We start from the raw sequence: 14392 nt of genomic DNA, 5'->3' as shown, positions 1-14392 counted from the left end.
CATTAAATCAATCCACGCTGAAGGAGTGCCCGATGTGCCGACAAGGGATCTTCGGCCAGGTACAGATCAGCGATCTCGGAGGTTCTTACGGACAACTCGGCGTGGTGGATGCACACCGTTGGTCCGGCAATCATTTTCGGGCAACTGATGCCATTCAACAGTTTCGGCAACTGCGCCAGGTTCATGGCCTTGCTGGAATACAGCAGTACGCCACGTGCTTGCAGGTGATCGACTGCCAGTGCCAGCTCCCCGGCCGGTAGCGGCCAGTCAAATACCTGCACCGGGCAATCGGCGCTGCTGATCAGCCAGGCGCAGAGCCACAGGTGAGGCTCCAGCAATAAATCCGATTGATTGACCAGCAGCAGCGGCGCCGTGCGCAACTGACGATTGTTATGGTAGATGCGTGCGCCGAATTTGCTACGCAGCCAGGCGTGAAAGAACACCCGCTCCATCTGCGCGCCGAACTGGCCTTGCCAGCGCTGTTCGAGGTCCGCCAGCAACGGCATCAGCAATTGCTCGCACAGGGTTCGTGGCGGGTACAGCGCCATCGCCTGGTTGACGCTGTCGTCGAGGCTGCGCTCGTTCAATTGCGTGACCGCCAGCAGCGCGGCCTGGTGCAAGGGCTGCCATTCGTTTTGCAGCGGCTCGTTGACGGTTTGCGGGGTGTCGAGCAGCGGTTTGACCTGACTGACCGCCACGCCACGGTTGAGCCAGGTGAGGATGTGCTGGATACGCTGTACATGTTCGGCCGAATACAGCCGATGCCCCTTGGGCGTGCGTTGCGGCACGATCAATCCGTAACGGCGCTCCCAGGCACGCAGGGTGATCGCATTGACGCCGGTCTGGCGCGCCACCTCGCGAATCGGCAGCCAGCCTTCGTCGAGGGCTTTCTTGAAGTCGGCGCCGAGATCTTCGCGGGCGCTGGTGTCGGGTGTGTCGTTCATCAAATGGCGTTTCGCAGGCTGAGGTTTTCCGGGTGCGGTTGCAGGTAAACCTGTTGCGCGATGTACGGATCGGGGTGTTGACGAAAGTGATGCTTGAGCAGCGTCAGCGGCACCACCAGCGGCACGATGCCGTGGCGGTACTGGCCGATGACGTGCTGCATTTCCTGTTTGTCTTCGGCGCTGATGGCCCGTTTCAGGTAACCGCTGATGTGCTGCAACACGTTGCTGTGGGTGCGGCGTGTGGCACAGGTGGTCAGCGCCGCCATCAACTGGCTGAAGTAGCGCGGGCCGAGTTCTACGGGATCGGTCTGGCCCATGTTGCCCAGCAGATTGCCCAGCGCCTTGTATTGCACCGGGTTGTGGGCCATCAGCAGGTATTTGTAGCGCGAGTGGAAGTCGGTGAGGGCACGGCGGCTCAGGCCTTGCCGGAGCACTTGCTGCCAATCGCTGTAGGCGAATACCCGGGTGATGAAATTTTCCCGCAGGACCGGATCGTTCAGGCGCCCGGCTTCTTCCACCGGCAGGTCGGGGTGCCGGGCGCAGAAGGCCTGGGCATAGATCCCGCGCCCGCTGCCAATCGGTGCGCCGTTGGCGTGATAGACCTTGACCCGTTCCAGTCCACAGGAGGGTGATTGCTGCATGAAGATGTAGCCGCAGATGCCGTCGAGCTCGGTGGCCATTTTCTTGCCATAGGCGGACAGCGCATCGGTGACGTCGGTCTCGCGATGAACCGTCCCGAGGGCCTGGGGATGGTCCGGGTCACCCACCAGACGGATCGGCTCGCGGGGAATGCCCAGGCCAATCGCGACTTCCGGACACACCGGGACGAATTCGAAATATTCAGTGAGTGTGTGGGTGCACAGCCGTGAAGCCTTGTGTCCGCCGTTGTAGCGCACTTCGGCTCCCATCAGGCAGGCGCTGATGGCGATCTTGGGTGGGGACGGTTCGGACATGACAGCACCTCGAATCTGAATTTGTACAGAATATTTATTCTGTACAACATTCCTTCAGCATAGATTCAAAGGTGTACAAGTCAAATTATTTGTACAAGATTTTGACGGAAGCTAACGCCAGCCCATTTTCCAGTGCGCATCGTCCTGCAATGCATGCCAGTCCAGTTGCGTGGTACGCCTGGTCAGCACTGCCTGCATTTCGATCTCCAGCACCGTGCCGTCCTCGTCGCGGAACAGTTCGGTCACCAGAAAATGCTTTTCACGGTTTTGCGGCAGGGCTGCTGTCCATTTCGACAGCAGCAGTTTTTGCGGATTGATGAGGTTCACTGCAGGTGTTCGTGCAAGCGGCGTGCAGCTTCCTGGCCACTGAGCCACGCGCCTTCGACCCGGCCCGACAGGCACCAGTCGCCGCACGCATACAGCCCCAGGTCTGCGTCCGCCAGCGTGCCCCACTCATGGCTGGTGGCCGGGCGGGCGTAGAGCCAGCGGTGGGCGAGGCTGAAAGTCGGTGCGGGCATGGCGCTGTGCAGCAACTCGGCAAAGGCGCCGTGCAACTGCTCGATCACGGCTTCCTTGGAGAGGTCGATGTGCTGCCGGCTCCAGGCGCTGGTGGCGTGCAGGACCCAGGTGTCGAGGGTGTTGTCGCGCCCGGGTTTACTGCGGTTGCGGGCCAGCCAGTCGAGAGGACTGTCCTGTACGAAGCAACCTTCGATAGGCGTATCCAGCGGCGTGTCGAAGGCGAGGGCGACGGCCCAGGTCGGGTCCATCTTCACACCGGCAGCGGCCCCGGCCAGTTTCGGCGCAGCGGCCAGCAATGCGGTGGCCTGAGGCGCCGGGGTGGCAATCACCACATGGCTGAAGGGGCCGTGAGTGAAGCCTTCGGCGTCTTGCAGATGCCAGTGTTCTTCACCGCGATAGACCTCGGTGATCCGGCAGGCGAAATGCACTTCCAGTCCATCGAGCAAACCACGGGTGATGGCGCTCATGCGCGGCGTGCCGACCCAGCGGGTCTGTTCGTCCGGCGACAGGTTCAGTTGTCCGCCATGAAAGGTATAGAGCTGCGGTGTCCACTCGGCGACCCAGCCGTTGCTTTGCCAGCGCTGGACTTCAGTGACGAAGCGTCGGTCACGGGCCGTGAAATATTGCGCGCCCATGTCCAGCGAGCCGGCGTCACTGCGCTTGCTCGACATGCGCCCGCCGCTGCCACGGCTTTTATCGAACAACTGAACGGTGTGCCCGGCCTCGGTCAGGGCCTGGGCGGCGGAGAGTCCGGCGATGCCGGTGCCAATGATTGCGATAGGTACAGTCATAGGGGCCTCGTTTACCTTTCTGTACAGACTACGCCGTGGATGAAACCTGTACAATTTTGTTTTCTGGTATAACTTCCAGCGTTTTCGTTCTGACAGCTTGGCCTATTGTTAAACAATAGAGCCTGTCCGATAGAAAAGATCCCTGCTTATAAAAATAGACTAGTGATCGAAGTAAAACGCCACGCGAGGAAGATGTCATGCACATATTGCTGACCGGCGGTACTGGATTGATCGGACGTCAGCTCTGCCGGCACTGGTCGGGTCAGGGCCACCGGTTGACCGTGTGGAGTCGTCGTGCGGAAAAGGTCGCGAAAATCTGCGGCGCTCAAGTGCGTGGCATTGCGCGTCTGGAGGATCTTGGCGATGAACCGGTCGACGTGATCGTCAACCTTGCCGGCGCGCCGATTGCCGACCGGCCGTGGACCCATCGACGCAAGGCGTTGCTGTGGAGCAGTCGGATCACGCTCACCGAAACGTTGCTGGCGTGGCTGGAACATCGCGGGCAGAAACCGTCACTGCTGATCTCGGGCTCGGCCGTTGGCTGGTACGGAGACGGCGGCGAACGCGAGTTGACCGAAGAATCGCCACCGGTGGTCGACGATTTCGCCAGCCAGCTGTGCATTGCCTGGGAGGAAACCGCGCAACGCGCCGAAGCGATGGACATCCGCGTAGTGCTGGTGCGTACCGGGCTGGTGCTGTCGGCCGAGGGCGGTTTTTTGTCGCGCCTGTTGCTGCCGTTCAAACTCGGGCTGGGCGGGCCTTTGGGCAATGGCCGGCAGTGGATGCCGTGGATTCATATCGACGATCAAATCGCCCTGATTGATTTTCTTCTGCACCGCGATCAGGCGAGTGGTCCTTATAATGCGTGCGCGCCGAAGCCGGTGCGCAATCGCGAATTTGCCAGGACGCTGGGCAGCGTGTTGCACCGCCCGGCGTTCATGCCGATGCCGGCCCTGGCCCTGAAGGTCGGGCTCGGCGAGATGTCATTGCTGTTGCTGGGTGGTCAACGGGCCACGCCGGCACGCTTGCTGGAAGCCGGATTCAATTTCCGGTTCACGGATTTACGCGCGGCCCTGGACGATCTGTCCAGCCGCCTCTGAAATAGGACGTTGCATGACCGATCACGCCTTGCTTCTGGTCAACCTGGGTTCGCCGGCTTCCACTTCGGTGGCCGACGTGCGCAGCTACCTCAATCAATTTCTGATGGACCCGTACGTGATCGACCTGCCATGGCCGGTGCGGCGTCTGTTGGTGTCGCTGATCCTGATCAAGCGCCCCGAGCAGTCGGCCCATGCCTACGCCTCGATCTGGTGGGACGAGGGTTCGCCGCTGGTGGTGCTCAGCCGTCGCCTGCAACAGCAGATGAAGGCGCAGTGGACCCACGGCCCGGTGGAACTGGCGATGCGTTACGGCGAGCCGTCCATTGAGACAGGCCTGTTGAAGTTGGTCGCGGCGGGGCACAAGCGCATCACTCTCGCGCCGCTTTATCCACAGTTCGCCGACAGCACCACGACTACCGTGATCGAAGAAGCCAAGCGGGTGGTGCGCGAGAAGAAGCTCGATGTGCAGTTGTCGGTGTTGCAGCCGTTCTACGATCAGCCGGAATACCTCGATGCCCTGGTAGCGAGTGCCCGGCCGCACTTGCAGCAGGATTACGATCATCTGTTGCTGAGCTTCCACGGTTTGCCGGAGCGGCATCTGACCAAGCTCGACCCGACCGGCAATCATTGCTTCAAGAATGAAGATTGCTGCAGGAACGCTTCGGCTGCCGTCCTGGCCACCTGTTATCGCGCCCAATGCCTGCGCACGGCGGCGTTGTTTGCTGAGCGTATGGGGCTGCCGGACGGCAAGTGGTCGGTGTCGTTTCAGTCGCGGCTGGGCCGGGCGAAATGGATCGAACCCTACACCGAAGCGCGGCTGGATGAGTTGGCCAAAAGCGGCGTGAAGAAGATTCTGGTGATGTGCCCGGCGTTTGTTGCCGATTGCATCGAGACCCTGGAAGAGATCGGCGATCGCGGCAAGGAACAGTTCCGCGAGGCGGGAGGGGAGGAGTTGGTGCTGGTGCCGTGCCTGAACGATGACCCGCAATGGGCGAAGGCGTTGGCGACGTTGTGTGAGCGGGCGCCGTTGGCCCTCTAAAAGCATCGCCAGCAGGCTGGCTCCCACAGGAAGATGCATTCCAATGTGGGAGCCAGCCTGCTGGCGATAGCGGTCTTTCAGGCGATGAAGCTACAGCTTAGATCAGCGGCTCATCCGCCTTCTTGTGTTTCCAGCTGTCGTTGCCCGGAAGGATCAGGTTCAGCGCAATCGCCACCACCGCGCACAGCGCGATGCCTTTGAGGCCGAAATCGTCTGGACCTGTGCCGGTGCCGACCAGCACACCGCCGATCCCGAACACCAGGGTCACCGAAACGATCACCAGATTGCGCGCCTCGCCCAGATCGATCTTGTGGCGGATCAGGGTGTTCATCCCTACCGCGGCGATCGAACCGAACAACAGGCACAGAATCCCGCCCATCACCGGCACCGGAATGCTTTGCAGCAGGGCGCCGAACTTGCCGATGAACGCCAGGGCGATGGCGAAGATCGCCGCCCAGGTCATGATTTTCGGGTTGTAGTTCTTGGTCAGCATCACTGCGCCAGTCACTTCTGCGTAGGTGGTGTTGGGCGGACCGCCGAACAGACCGGCTGCGGTGGTTGCGATACCGTCACCCAGCAGGGTGCGATGCAGGCCCGGTTTCTTCAGGTAGTCGCGACCGGTCACGCTGCCGACCGCAATCACGCCGCCGATGTGTTCGATGGCCGGAGCCAGCGCCACCGGGACGATGAACAGGATCGCCTGCCAGTTGAACTCCGGCGCGGTGAAATGAGGCAGTGCAAACCACGGGGCCGCCGCAATCTTCGCGGTGTCGACGACACCGAAATAGAACGACATGGCGAAACCCACCAGCACGCCGGAGATGATCGGCACCAGGCGGAAGATGCCTTTGCCGAACACCGCCACGATCAGCGTGGTGAGCAGCGCCGGCATCGAGATCATCATCGCGGTCTGATAGTGGATCAGTTCCGAGCCGTCACCGGCCTTGCCCATCGCCATGTTGGCGGCAATCGGCGCCATGGCCAGGCCAATGGAGATGATCACCGGGCCGATCACCACCGGTGGCAGCAGACGGTCGATGAACCCGGTGCCTTTGATCTTCACGGCCAGGCCGAGGAAGGTGTAGACGAAACCGGCCGCCATCACGCCGCCCATGGTCGCAGCGAGGCCGAACTGGCCCTTGGCGAGAATGATCGGGGTGATGAAGGCAAAGCTCGACGCGAGGAACACCGGCACCTGACGCCCGGTGACGATCTGGAACAGAATCGTGCCCAGACCTGCGGTGAACAGTGCCACGTTCGGGTCAAGGCCCGTGATCAGCGGCATCAGCACCAGGGCGCCGAAAGCCACGAACAGCATCTGCGCGCCGGACAGCACCGTGCGCCAGAGCGGATCGTTGAACTCATCCTGCATGGTCAAGCGTCCTTCTGCTTGGTGCCGAAGATCTTGTCACCGGCATCGCCAAGCCCAGGAATGATGTAACCGTGCTCGTTGAGTTTCTGATCGATGGACGCGGTGTAGATGATCACGTCCGGGTGAGCCTGCTCGACGGCGGCAATGCCTTCCGGCGCAGCAACCAGCACCATCGCGCGGATGTCCTTGCAGCCGGCCTTCTTCAGCAGGTCGATGGTCGCAACCATGGAGCTGCCGGTGGCGAGCATCGGGTCGATGATCATGGCCAGGCGTTCGTCGATTTCCGGAACCAGTTTTTCCAGATAGGTGTGGGCCTGCAGGGTTTCTTCGTTACGGGCAACGCCGACGGCGCTGACCTTGGCGCCCGGGATCAGGCTCAGCACGCCTTCGAGCATGCCGATGCCGGCACGCAGGATCGGCACGACGGTAATCTTCTTGCCGGCGATTTTCTCGACCGATACCGTGCCGCACCAACCTTCGATATCGTAGGTTTCCAGCGGCAAGTCTTTGGTAGCTTCATAGGTCAACAGGGCACCGACTTCCTGAGCGAGCTCGCGGAAATTCTTGGTGCTGATGTCTGCACGGCGCATAAGGCCAAGTTTGTGACGGATCAGCGGATGGCGGATCTCTTGGATGGACATGGGGAAAGGCTCCGGCGGCGGGCAAAAAAACCGGCCTAGATTAATCTATACGAGGGTGATGTCCTATAGGACATACAGTACGTTAGTCCACAAATGCTTGATTCGGCCGTGCGGGATGCGTACCTTTGCCCGCTTTTCCGAAACAGACCCCCCTTGGAGAGCGCCATGTCCGCTGATCTCGAGCATATCCGTCAAATCATGCGAGAGGCTGACTGCCTGTACACCGAAGCTGAAGTCGAGGCTGCCATTGCCCGCGTCGGTGCACAAATCAACGAACAACTGGCCGAGAGCAACCCGGTGGTGTTCTGCGTGATGAACGGCGGGCTGATTTTCTCCGGCAAACTGCTGACCCATCTGCAGTTCCCGCTGGAAGCGTCCTACCTGCACGCCACCCGCTATCGCAACGAAACCAGCGGCGGTGACCTGTTCTGGAAAGCCAAGCCGGAAGTCTCGTTCATCGACCGTGACGTGCTGATCATCGACGACATCCTCGACGAAGGTCACACCCTGGGCGCGATCATCGACTTCTGCAAACACGCCGGTGCCCGTGCCGTGCACACCGCGGTGCTGATCGACAAGGACCACGACCGCAAGGCCCGTCCTGACCTGAAAGCCGATTTCGTCGGCCTGCCGTGCGTTGACCGTTACATCTTCGGTTACGGCATGGACTACAAAGGCTACTGGCGCAACGCCAACGGGATCTTCGCCGTCAAAGGCATGTAAGAACCCGCATTGCCCCGTGTGGGAGCGAGCCTGCTCGCGATAGCGGTATGTCGACAACATTGATGTCGACTGATGCAACGCCATCGCGAGCAGGCTCGCTCCCACAGTTGTTTTGTGTGTGCTGATCCTTCCGCGATACCCATGCTAGAGTGCTCGGCCCCGCCCTCCGGAGCCTGTCATGAGCCTCTTGATCCGCAGCTGCGCCGCCCTGTTGCTGACCCTCAGCCTGCCCCTGGCCGCCGCGCCGATGCACAGTCAGTTCCTGCCGCCCGACGACCTCACCCTGCGCGATGCCGAACCCGAGCAGCAGCAACTGTTGCAGGTCACCGACTATTCGGTGGTGGTCGGTGCCCAGCGTCAGTCCAACCAGCAGCCGATTCCGGTCACTGCGCCATTGATGATCCGCCTCAAGGGCAAGTCCCTGAACAAGGGCGCGACGATCAATCAGGTACTGGTCAGCTTCGATGGCGAAAGTAAAAGCCTGAAAAAACCGGTGTACGACGATCAGCGCAAGACCCTGACCCTGTTCTATCCGCTGGCCCAATACCGGGTGATCATCGATCTGCTGCGCAATGACACCGTGTATGTGCAATTTCTCAGCTACGCCAACGGCCACATCTGGGCCGATCTGCACACCGGCAGCACGCGTGCGCGTTGAGCCCTGTGCCCGGGCGGGGGTAAACTGCCCGCCCCGTGAAATGTCTGCGAGCTGGAGTCGGCAATGCGTAAAGATAAGAAGCAAGTGATTGGTGACGAGATCGGCGATGAGCAGATCAAGCTGTTCCTCGATTTTGAGCCGGTCGACGCCACTTCGCCGTCGCTGCACAAACTGGTCAAGGCTTACCGTGGCCTGCGCATCGACGATTTCGAGCGTTTCCTGACGTTCTTCGTTGCAGCCGGTTATGACGTGGACGGCAAGGACGAGCATGGCAAGACCTTCGTCGACCAGATCCGTGATCAGCGCAACGCACCGGAATACATCGAGCTGATCGAGAAAGCGCGGGGCTGATAATCCCCGCGGTTTTCCCGAGGCATAAAAAAACGCCCCGCACTCACTGAGTGCGGGGCGTTTTTCATGGAGCCGAATCAGGCGTAGCTTTCGGTCTCGTTACTGGCTTCAACCAGTTCCAGCGCGACGTTGTTGTGCGCATTGATCTTGCGATACAGCGCAGCGTCGGTTTCCAGGACCTTTTCACGGGCCGGGAAGATTTCCGCCAGTTTGGCCGCCCACTCACCCTTGGCCTTGGCCGGGAAGCACTTCTCGATCAGTTCCAGCATGATCGAAACGGTCACCGAAGCACCCGGCGAAGCGCCGAGCAGGGCGGCGAGGGAGCCGTCCTTCGCGGCCACCAGTTCGGTACCGAACTGCAGGATGCCGCCTTTTTTCGGGTCTTTCTTGATGATCTGCACTCGCTGGCCGGCCACTTCCAGGCGCCAGTCTTCGGCTTTCGCCTCCGGGTAGAAACGACGCAGGGATTCCAGGCGCTGTTCCATCGACTGCATCACTTCGCTGACCAGGTACTTGGTCAGGTCCATGTTGTTTTTGGCCACGGCCAGCATCGGCCCGATGTTGCCGGCGCGAACCGACAGCGGCAGGTCCATGAAGGAGCCGTGCTTGAGGAACTTGGTGGTGAAACCGGCGTATGGCCCGAACAGCAGGGACTTCTTGCCATCGACCACGCGGGTGTCCAGGTGCGGCACGGACATCGGTGGCGAACCCACCGCAGCCTGGCTGTAAACCTTGGCCTGGTGATGCTTGACCACTTCCGGGTTGTCGCAACGCAGCCACTGGCCGCTGATCGGGAAGCCGCCGAAGCCTTTGCTTTCTTCGATGCCCGACGCTTGCAGCAGCGGCAGGGCCGCGCCACCGGCGCCGAGGAACACGAATTTGGCGTCGACTTCACGGCTGCTGCCGCTGTTGACGTCCTTGATGCTGACGGTCCAGCCATTGGCGTTACGCTTGAGGCCGGTCACGCGCTTGCAGTATTTGACCTGGGCATCCGGAGCGCTGGTCAGGTGCTTGAGCAACTGATTGGTCAGCGCGCCGAAGTTGACGTCGGTACCGTTCATCACGCGGGTGGCGGCGAGCACCTGGTCTTGCGGGCGGCCCGGCATCATCAATGGCATCCACTCGGCCATCTTCGCCTTGTCTTCGGTGTATTCCATGTCGGCGAAGGCGTGATGCTTGTGCAGCGTGTTGAAGCGCTCCTTGAGGAACGAAACGCCTTTTTCACCCTCGACGTAGCTCAGGTGCGGGACCGGGCTGATGAAGGACTTGCACGAGCCGAAGGTGCCTTTCTTGGTCAGGTACGACCAGAACTGCTTCGACACCTCGAACTGGGTGTTGATGTGTACGGCTTTCTTGATGTCGACGGTGCCGTCGGCATTCTGCGGCGTGTAGTTCAGCTCGCAGAGGCCGGCGTGGCCGGTACCGGCGTTGTTCCACGGGTTGGAACTTTCCGCGGCACCGGAATCCATCAGTTCGACGACTTCCAGCTTGATCGCCGGGTCGAGTTCCTTGAGCAGTACTGCAAGGGTGGCACTCATGATGCCGGCCCCAACCAGAACTACGTCGACTGCTTCGTTATGCGCCATTTAACGCGTCTCCAAAATCTGCAGCACCAAATTGTCGGCATGGCTGCCAGGTGTCCGGGGCAGGTCAGTTACGCCCCAGGTACCCATGGCCAGGTTTGCCATGTCCGAATCTTCGCAATTTTTCGCAACTTCGACGGATGCGTGCGGCCTGGCTTCAAGAGTCACATGAACTCATTTCAGCACGTGGCTGGCAATTCGACTTATGGTCGAGACATCCGTTTGTGCAACCAAATCCGTAGCGGACAGGCTTCAGGCTCCGGTATTCGAGGCGTACCCGTTCCTGTGTCGTTGGGCTGTTTCAGACGCTAATGGTGCATGTTCAGACGCAAAACTATTCATTTGCTCGCCACACTCTTGTGAAGTTGTGAAAACCCGTTTTTTTCACGCTCTTTTGAAGACGTGAACCTCAAAAAGGGCTGTCCCGGCTGGCACCGTGCCCGAAGGGGCAAACAACTCAGTGACCGAGCGTCATGACAGCTCTGCAGATTCGCGAAAAGCGGGGATTTGCCAGGGAAACAGCAAGCACGCCAGCTTCACTCGATCTGTGTGGGCGGCTCTCTGTGGGCGATTTGGATGCCAATGCAAGCGCATTGACGCTGTTGCGGGGCCCGATCAGGAGACGTCCTTATAATCGGGGGGAGATTGTATCGAAGAAATGCGGGGAGTTGGTCGAGTTTAATGACTTTTATTAGGCATCCGGTCAGATGCTCAACATCGCCTGGGCACGTGCGCGAGGGCGCTGCTGCTCGACCCGGGCGCTGGCCGGCAGAGGCTGGTGCAACCAGTTGAGGCGGATTTCCTCGATTTCGACCCAGCCGTCACCCATTGGCTGCAGGCTGCATTGCTTGAAAGCCTGGCAATGGCCGTTGCGGTCGAGCAGGGCGAAGCTGCGGTGCAGCGGGCGTGGAGCGAACAACGAGATCAGATAGCGCATGGTGTGTGTTCCTTCTGGAGATCTGTGACGAAGATTGTCAAAAGACCGTGAAGCGAACATGTAAGGGGGGTGAACAATCTGTGACAGGAACCGCGTGCAGCGGGGTTTGTCTGAGATTTCAGTGCTGGTGACCCGCAGTGGCCCACCGCTATACTGCGGGCCTGTCTGTGCCTGATTCTGGAGAGAAGAGCATGTTGCAACGCCTGTTGTTCGGTTTGATCACTGTGACCAGTTTGACCCTGGTTGGCTGCGCCCACAGCCCGCAACAACTGAGCCCGGAACCGAAGCTGACCACTCAGCTGGCACCGGTCGGCCATGGCCAGCCTGTCGTGGTTCGCGTGGTCGACGGTCGTCCGTCGCCAACGTTGGGCACCCGCGGTGGCCTGTACCCGGAAACCAGCGCCATCACCGTCCAGCGCGAGCAGATCGTGCCGAAGTTGCAGGCCCAGGCCGAAGCGGCCGTGCGTCTGCTGGGCTTCACCCCGTCCAACGGTGCGATGAATGCTCCGCAACTGACCGTGACCCTGACTGAACTGAAATACCAGTCGCCGAAAGAAGGCATGTACGTGACCGAGGCCACCATCGGCGCGACCTTCCGCTCCGACGTGCAGAGCGGCAACCGTCGCTACAGCGGCCGTTACGGTGCCTCGCTGGACCAGCGTTTCGGCATGGCACCGAACCAGGAAACCAACACCAAACTGGTCAGCGACGTACTGAGCGATGCGCTGACCCGTGTGTTCAAGGATCCGTCCATCGGCCAGATCCTCGCTGAATAAAGCGTTCGGTTGATGTAAAAAAAGCCCGGGGTCAGTGATGGCTCCGGGCTTTTTTCATTCAGGCGGCTTGCGAGTAGAAGTCGAGAACGCTGACACCGGTCAGCAGATCGGTCTCGGGCAAGTCCGCATGCTGGTGCCCGCCGAGGGCGCAATACACCAGCCAGTGACGGTCCTGAACATTGAAGGCCAGGCTGCCGACGAGGGTCTGTTGTTCGTCGGACGGGGAGATGAGGTACAGGCGATCCTGGTTTTCAGCGTGAAGCATGTCGCATTCCGTTTACGTTTCGAGGCGCGCAGGGTGGCCGAAACAAATGACGATGCCGTGACACAGGACAGCCATCGGTCGATTGATGGGTAATTTGTCGCAAAGGGTAGGGCTGCGGGGGAGGGTTTCGGTAGAATCCGCGCCGCGGTCGTCGGTCTGGCGTTCGCCATTCCGGTTTAGATTGAGGTCTGTGATGCACTTGATGACGCTGTTTACCGCCCATCCCGCCAAACTGATCAACCTGCTGGCTCTGCTGTTGGCCTTCCCGGGCAGTTGGCTGCTGCACGCGACCCGTCGGCGTGAGCAACGGGCGATGGCCAGTATCGCGGCCCAGCGCCAGAGCCAGCCTGACCAAGAGCCGGTGCTGGACTGGGCGACCCTGCGCATGAACCGGTTTTTCTATCGTTTCGGTTTCGCCTGTCTGGGACTGGCGTTGCTGATTTCCTGGATCAGTACCCGCTACTGAACGAAAAACGGCGCCCGAAGGCGCCGTTCTTGTATCCGCTCGAAACCGCTTACAGCGGCAAGCCAGCCTTGACCCGGTACTGATTGCGCACCGGTGTCGCATATTGCAGCACCAGATACGGACGATGCTCCTCAGGGCAGGCGTCCAGACGGCTTTGCCATTCTTCCTGGGCCTTGGCCAGTTCCTCGGCACCGAACACGTCGGCAGCCTTCGGCACATTCAGTTGCGGATCGGCATCCGCCCACTGCGCGTACGCCAGGTAATGCACCGGGAACAACCGGTAGCCGCCGAGAATCTGCTTGTCCATCTCGACCGCCAGTTGCTTGGTGTCTTCGAACAGCTCGGTGATCGGCGCGGCGAAGTTCACGTGCACCCGGCCCTTGTAGCCGGTGATGCCCTTGGCGATGCTCACGTCATCCTCGCCCGGCGCCTTGCTGTAGGTGCCGGTGGTGGCGCGGATGTACAGCTCGCGGGCCTTGGCCTGGTCGCAAGGGTCGTATTCGTAGCTGATCGATACCGGCGTCAGGTTCAACGACTGGATGACCTCGCCGAACGGCTCGTCCTTGCGGCTCATGTGGAACATCTTGAGGATCGCCGACTCGGTACGGTCGTCGCCGTCCTTGGCCCGTCCTTCGGCCTGGGCGATCCAGATCGAGGCGCAATCGTTACGGATCGAGTGGTTGATGTAGGCCGACAGCAACTGGTACGCGGCCATTTTCTCGCGGCGCCCGGTGATCGAGCGGTGCACGATGAAGCTCTTGTTCAGACGCATCAGGTCGCTGACGAAAGGCTTTTGCAGCAGGTTGTCGCCAATCGCGATGCGCGGCGTCGGCAGGCCGGCGTGATACACGGCGTAGTTGACGAAGGCCGGGTCCATCACGATGTCGCGGTGGTTGGCGATGAACAGATAGGCGCTGCCGGACTTGAATTGCTCGACACCGGTGTAAGTCACGCCGTCGGTGGCGCGCTCGATGGTGTGGTCGACGTAGAACTCGACCTTGTCCTGCAACGTCGCCACCGATGTCACGTCGGCGAACTCACGACGCAGCCGATGGGCTATAAGTGGTTTGAGCATCCAGCCGAAGGCACCGGCGAAACGCGGGAAGCGGAAGTGGGTGAGGATATCTAGAAACGCCTTGTCGCCGAGCAGTCTTGCCAGTACCGCAGGTACTTCGCTGTCGTCGTAAGGTCGGATGGCATCGAATTCGCCCATCATGCTCTCTTGTTGGAAACGGCTAGGGTAAGTAAAGGTTTTGATCGAAAACCAACGGGGC

General features: G+C 60.5%; 17 protein-coding genes. 7 read left to right on the top strand and 10 right to left on the bottom strand.

Annotated elements, in window-relative coordinates; all coding sequences use genetic code 11:
• Positions 1–2: 2 nt before the first annotated feature.
• The 4 genes from DXT77_RS02225 to DXT77_RS02210 all read right to left on the bottom strand — a co-directional run bounded on the left by DXT77_RS02225 (position 3) and on the right by DXT77_RS02210 (position 3207).
• Positions 3–944, bottom strand: a complete 942-nt coding sequence (locus DXT77_RS02225) for a MerR family transcriptional regulator (protein ID WP_119426457.1) — start codon at positions 942–944, stop codon at positions 3–5.
• On the bottom strand, positions 944–1897 hold the full coding sequence (locus DXT77_RS02220; RefSeq protein ID WP_119426456.1) for a DUF523 and DUF1722 domain-containing protein: 954 nt from the start codon (positions 1895–1897) through the stop codon (positions 944–946). Before DXT77_RS02220 ends, DXT77_RS02225 begins: the two co-directional genes overlap by 1 nt.
• 111 nt (positions 1898–2008) lie before the next feature.
• Positions 2009–2224 carry a TIGR02450 family Trp-rich protein gene (locus DXT77_RS02215; RefSeq protein WP_119426455.1) on the bottom strand — a complete coding sequence of 72 codons (216 nt, stop codon included), beginning with the start codon at positions 2222–2224 and terminating at the stop codon, positions 2009–2011.
• Positions 2221–3207 carry an NAD(P)/FAD-dependent oxidoreductase gene (locus tag DXT77_RS02210; RefSeq protein ID WP_119426454.1) on the bottom strand — a complete coding sequence of 329 codons (987 nt, stop codon included), beginning with the start codon at positions 3205–3207 and terminating at the stop codon, positions 2221–2223. The genes DXT77_RS02215 and DXT77_RS02210 overlap by 4 nt, the downstream gene beginning before the upstream one ends.
• Positions 3208–3404: 197 nt before the next feature.
• On the opposite strand from DXT77_RS02210, the gene DXT77_RS02205 reads away from it, so the two are divergent.
• Both DXT77_RS02205 and hemH read left to right on the top strand, forming a co-directional pair.
• On the top strand, positions 3405–4307 hold the full coding sequence (locus tag DXT77_RS02205; RefSeq protein ID WP_119426453.1) for a TIGR01777 family oxidoreductase: 903 nt from the start codon (positions 3405–3407) through the stop codon (positions 4305–4307).
• A 13-nt stretch (positions 4308–4320) separates the two neighbouring features.
• Positions 4321–5346, top strand: coding sequence for a ferrochelatase (gene hemH, locus DXT77_RS02200; protein ID WP_119426452.1), 1026 nt, complete (start codon positions 4321–4323; stop codon positions 5344–5346).
• Between the two features lie 97 nt (positions 5347–5443).
• Here hemH and DXT77_RS02195 read toward each other — a convergent pair whose 3' ends face one another.
• Entirely contained in the window at positions 5444–6718 is a 1275-nt protein-coding gene (locus DXT77_RS02195) for a uracil-xanthine permease family protein (protein WP_085709311.1), read from the bottom strand.
• Positions 6719–6720: 2 nt separating this feature from the next.
• Positions 6721–7359, bottom strand: a complete 639-nt coding sequence (gene upp / locus DXT77_RS02190) for a uracil phosphoribosyltransferase (RefSeq protein ID WP_011335903.1) — start codon at positions 7357–7359, stop codon at positions 6721–6723.
• A 165-nt stretch (positions 7360–7524) separates the two neighbouring features.
• Between upp and DXT77_RS02185 the strand changes: the two genes are divergently transcribed.
• The 3 genes from DXT77_RS02185 to DXT77_RS02175 all read left to right on the top strand — a co-directional run bounded on the left by DXT77_RS02185 (position 7525) and on the right by DXT77_RS02175 (position 9091).
• Positions 7525–8082, top strand: coding sequence for a hypoxanthine-guanine phosphoribosyltransferase (locus DXT77_RS02185; RefSeq protein WP_085709312.1), 558 nt, complete (start codon positions 7525–7527; stop codon positions 8080–8082).
• A 178-nt stretch (positions 8083–8260) separates the two neighbouring features.
• Positions 8261–8740 (top strand): hypothetical protein, encoded by a 480-nt coding sequence (locus DXT77_RS02180; RefSeq protein ID WP_119426451.1) that lies wholly within the window; start codon positions 8261–8263, stop codon positions 8738–8740.
• A gap of 63 nt (positions 8741–8803) precedes the next feature.
• Positions 8804–9091 (top strand): PA4642 family protein, encoded by a 288-nt coding sequence (locus tag DXT77_RS02175; protein ID WP_007951679.1) that lies wholly within the window; start codon positions 8804–8806, stop codon positions 9089–9091.
• 77 nt (positions 9092–9168) lie between these two features.
• Here DXT77_RS02175 and mqo read toward each other — a convergent pair whose 3' ends face one another.
• Together mqo and DXT77_RS02165 are read right to left on the bottom strand one after the other, a co-directional pair.
• Positions 9169–10677: a malate dehydrogenase (quinone) gene (mqo, locus tag DXT77_RS02170; protein WP_119426450.1), complete on the bottom strand. Its 1509-nt coding sequence runs from the start codon at positions 10675–10677 to the stop codon at positions 9169–9171.
• A 700-nt stretch (positions 10678–11377) separates the two neighbouring features.
• The gene (locus DXT77_RS02165; RefSeq protein ID WP_039766297.1) at positions 11378–11611 is read right to left on the bottom strand and encodes a hypothetical protein; all 234 of its coding nucleotides are present in this window, start codon (positions 11609–11611) and stop codon (positions 11378–11380) included.
• Positions 11612–11802: 191 nt separating this feature from the next.
• Between DXT77_RS02165 and DXT77_RS02160 the strand changes: the two genes are divergently transcribed.
• The gene (locus tag DXT77_RS02160) at positions 11803–12387 is read left to right on the top strand and encodes a YajG family lipoprotein (protein WP_114885471.1); all 585 of its coding nucleotides are present in this window, start codon (positions 11803–11805) and stop codon (positions 12385–12387) included.
• A 58-nt stretch (positions 12388–12445) separates the two neighbouring features.
• On the opposite strand, the gene DXT77_RS02155 is transcribed toward DXT77_RS02160, so the two are convergent.
• Complete coding sequence (locus DXT77_RS02155; RefSeq protein ID WP_039766399.1) at positions 12446–12652, bottom strand: hypothetical protein; 207 nt, start codon at positions 12650–12652, stop codon at positions 12446–12448.
• A gap of 193 nt (positions 12653–12845) precedes the next feature.
• On the opposite strand from DXT77_RS02155, the gene DXT77_RS02150 reads away from it, so the two are divergent.
• The gene (locus DXT77_RS02150; protein ID WP_114885469.1) at positions 12846–13118 is read left to right on the top strand and encodes a hypothetical protein; all 273 of its coding nucleotides are present in this window, start codon (positions 12846–12848) and stop codon (positions 13116–13118) included.
• A 49-nt stretch (positions 13119–13167) separates the two neighbouring features.
• Here the strand turns inward: DXT77_RS02150 and DXT77_RS02145 are convergent, their stop codons facing one another.
• Positions 13168–14331, bottom strand: coding sequence for a 1-acyl-sn-glycerol-3-phosphate acyltransferase (locus tag DXT77_RS02145; protein WP_178083434.1), 1164 nt, complete (start codon positions 14329–14331; stop codon positions 13168–13170).
• Between the last annotated feature and the right edge of the window lie 61 nt (positions 14332–14392).

The organism is Pseudomonas sp. 91RF (assembly GCF_003576265.1).
GTDB lineage: Bacteria > Pseudomonadota > Gammaproteobacteria > Pseudomonadales > Pseudomonadaceae > Aquipseudomonas > Aquipseudomonas kribbensis.
Note: the sequence above shows the minus strand (reverse complement) of the source record. Positions and strands in the feature narration are given on the sequence as shown.

Coding starts and splice junctions, on each gene's coding strand:
- DXT77_RS02225 (WP_119426457.1), bottom strand. CDS start 944: ATGAACGACACACCCGACACCAGCGCCCGCGAAGATCTCGGCGCCGAC.
- DXT77_RS02220 (WP_119426456.1), bottom strand. CDS start 1,897: ATGTCCGAACCGTCCCCACCCAAGATCGCCATCAGCGCCTGCCTGATG.
- DXT77_RS02210 (WP_119426454.1), bottom strand. CDS start 3,207: ATGACTGTACCTATCGCAATCATTGGCACCGGCATCGCCGGACTCTCC.
- DXT77_RS02205 (WP_119426453.1), top strand. CDS start 3,405: ATGCACATATTGCTGACCGGCGGTACTGGATTGATCGGACGTCAGCTC.
- hemH (WP_119426452.1), top strand. CDS start 4,321: ATGACCGATCACGCCTTGCTTCTGGTCAACCTGGGTTCGCCGGCTTCC.
- DXT77_RS02195 (WP_085709311.1), bottom strand. CDS start 6,718: ATGCAGGATGAGTTCAACGATCCGCTCTGGCGCACGGTGCTGTCCGGC.
- upp (WP_011335903.1), bottom strand. CDS start 7,359: ATGTCCATCCAAGAGATCCGCCATCCGCTGATCCGTCACAAACTTGGC.
- DXT77_RS02185 (WP_085709312.1), top strand. CDS start 7,525: ATGTCCGCTGATCTCGAGCATATCCGTCAAATCATGCGAGAGGCTGAC.
- DXT77_RS02180 (WP_119426451.1), top strand. CDS start 8,261: ATGAGCCTCTTGATCCGCAGCTGCGCCGCCCTGTTGCTGACCCTCAGC.
- DXT77_RS02175 (WP_007951679.1), top strand. CDS start 8,804: ATGCGTAAAGATAAGAAGCAAGTGATTGGTGACGAGATCGGCGATGAG.
- mqo (WP_119426450.1), bottom strand. CDS start 10,677: ATGGCGCATAACGAAGCAGTCGACGTAGTTCTGGTTGGGGCCGGCATC.
- DXT77_RS02165 (WP_039766297.1), bottom strand. CDS start 11,611: ATGCGCTATCTGATCTCGTTGTTCGCTCCACGCCCGCTGCACCGCAGC.
- DXT77_RS02160 (WP_114885471.1), top strand. CDS start 11,803: ATGTTGCAACGCCTGTTGTTCGGTTTGATCACTGTGACCAGTTTGACC.
- DXT77_RS02155 (WP_039766399.1), bottom strand. CDS start 12,652: ATGCTTCACGCTGAAAACCAGGATCGCCTGTACCTCATCTCCCCGTCC.
- DXT77_RS02150 (WP_114885469.1), top strand. CDS start 12,846: ATGCACTTGATGACGCTGTTTACCGCCCATCCCGCCAAACTGATCAAC.
- DXT77_RS02145 (WP_178083434.1), bottom strand. CDS start 14,331: ATGGGCGAATTCGATGCCATCCGACCTTACGACGACAGCGAAGTACCT.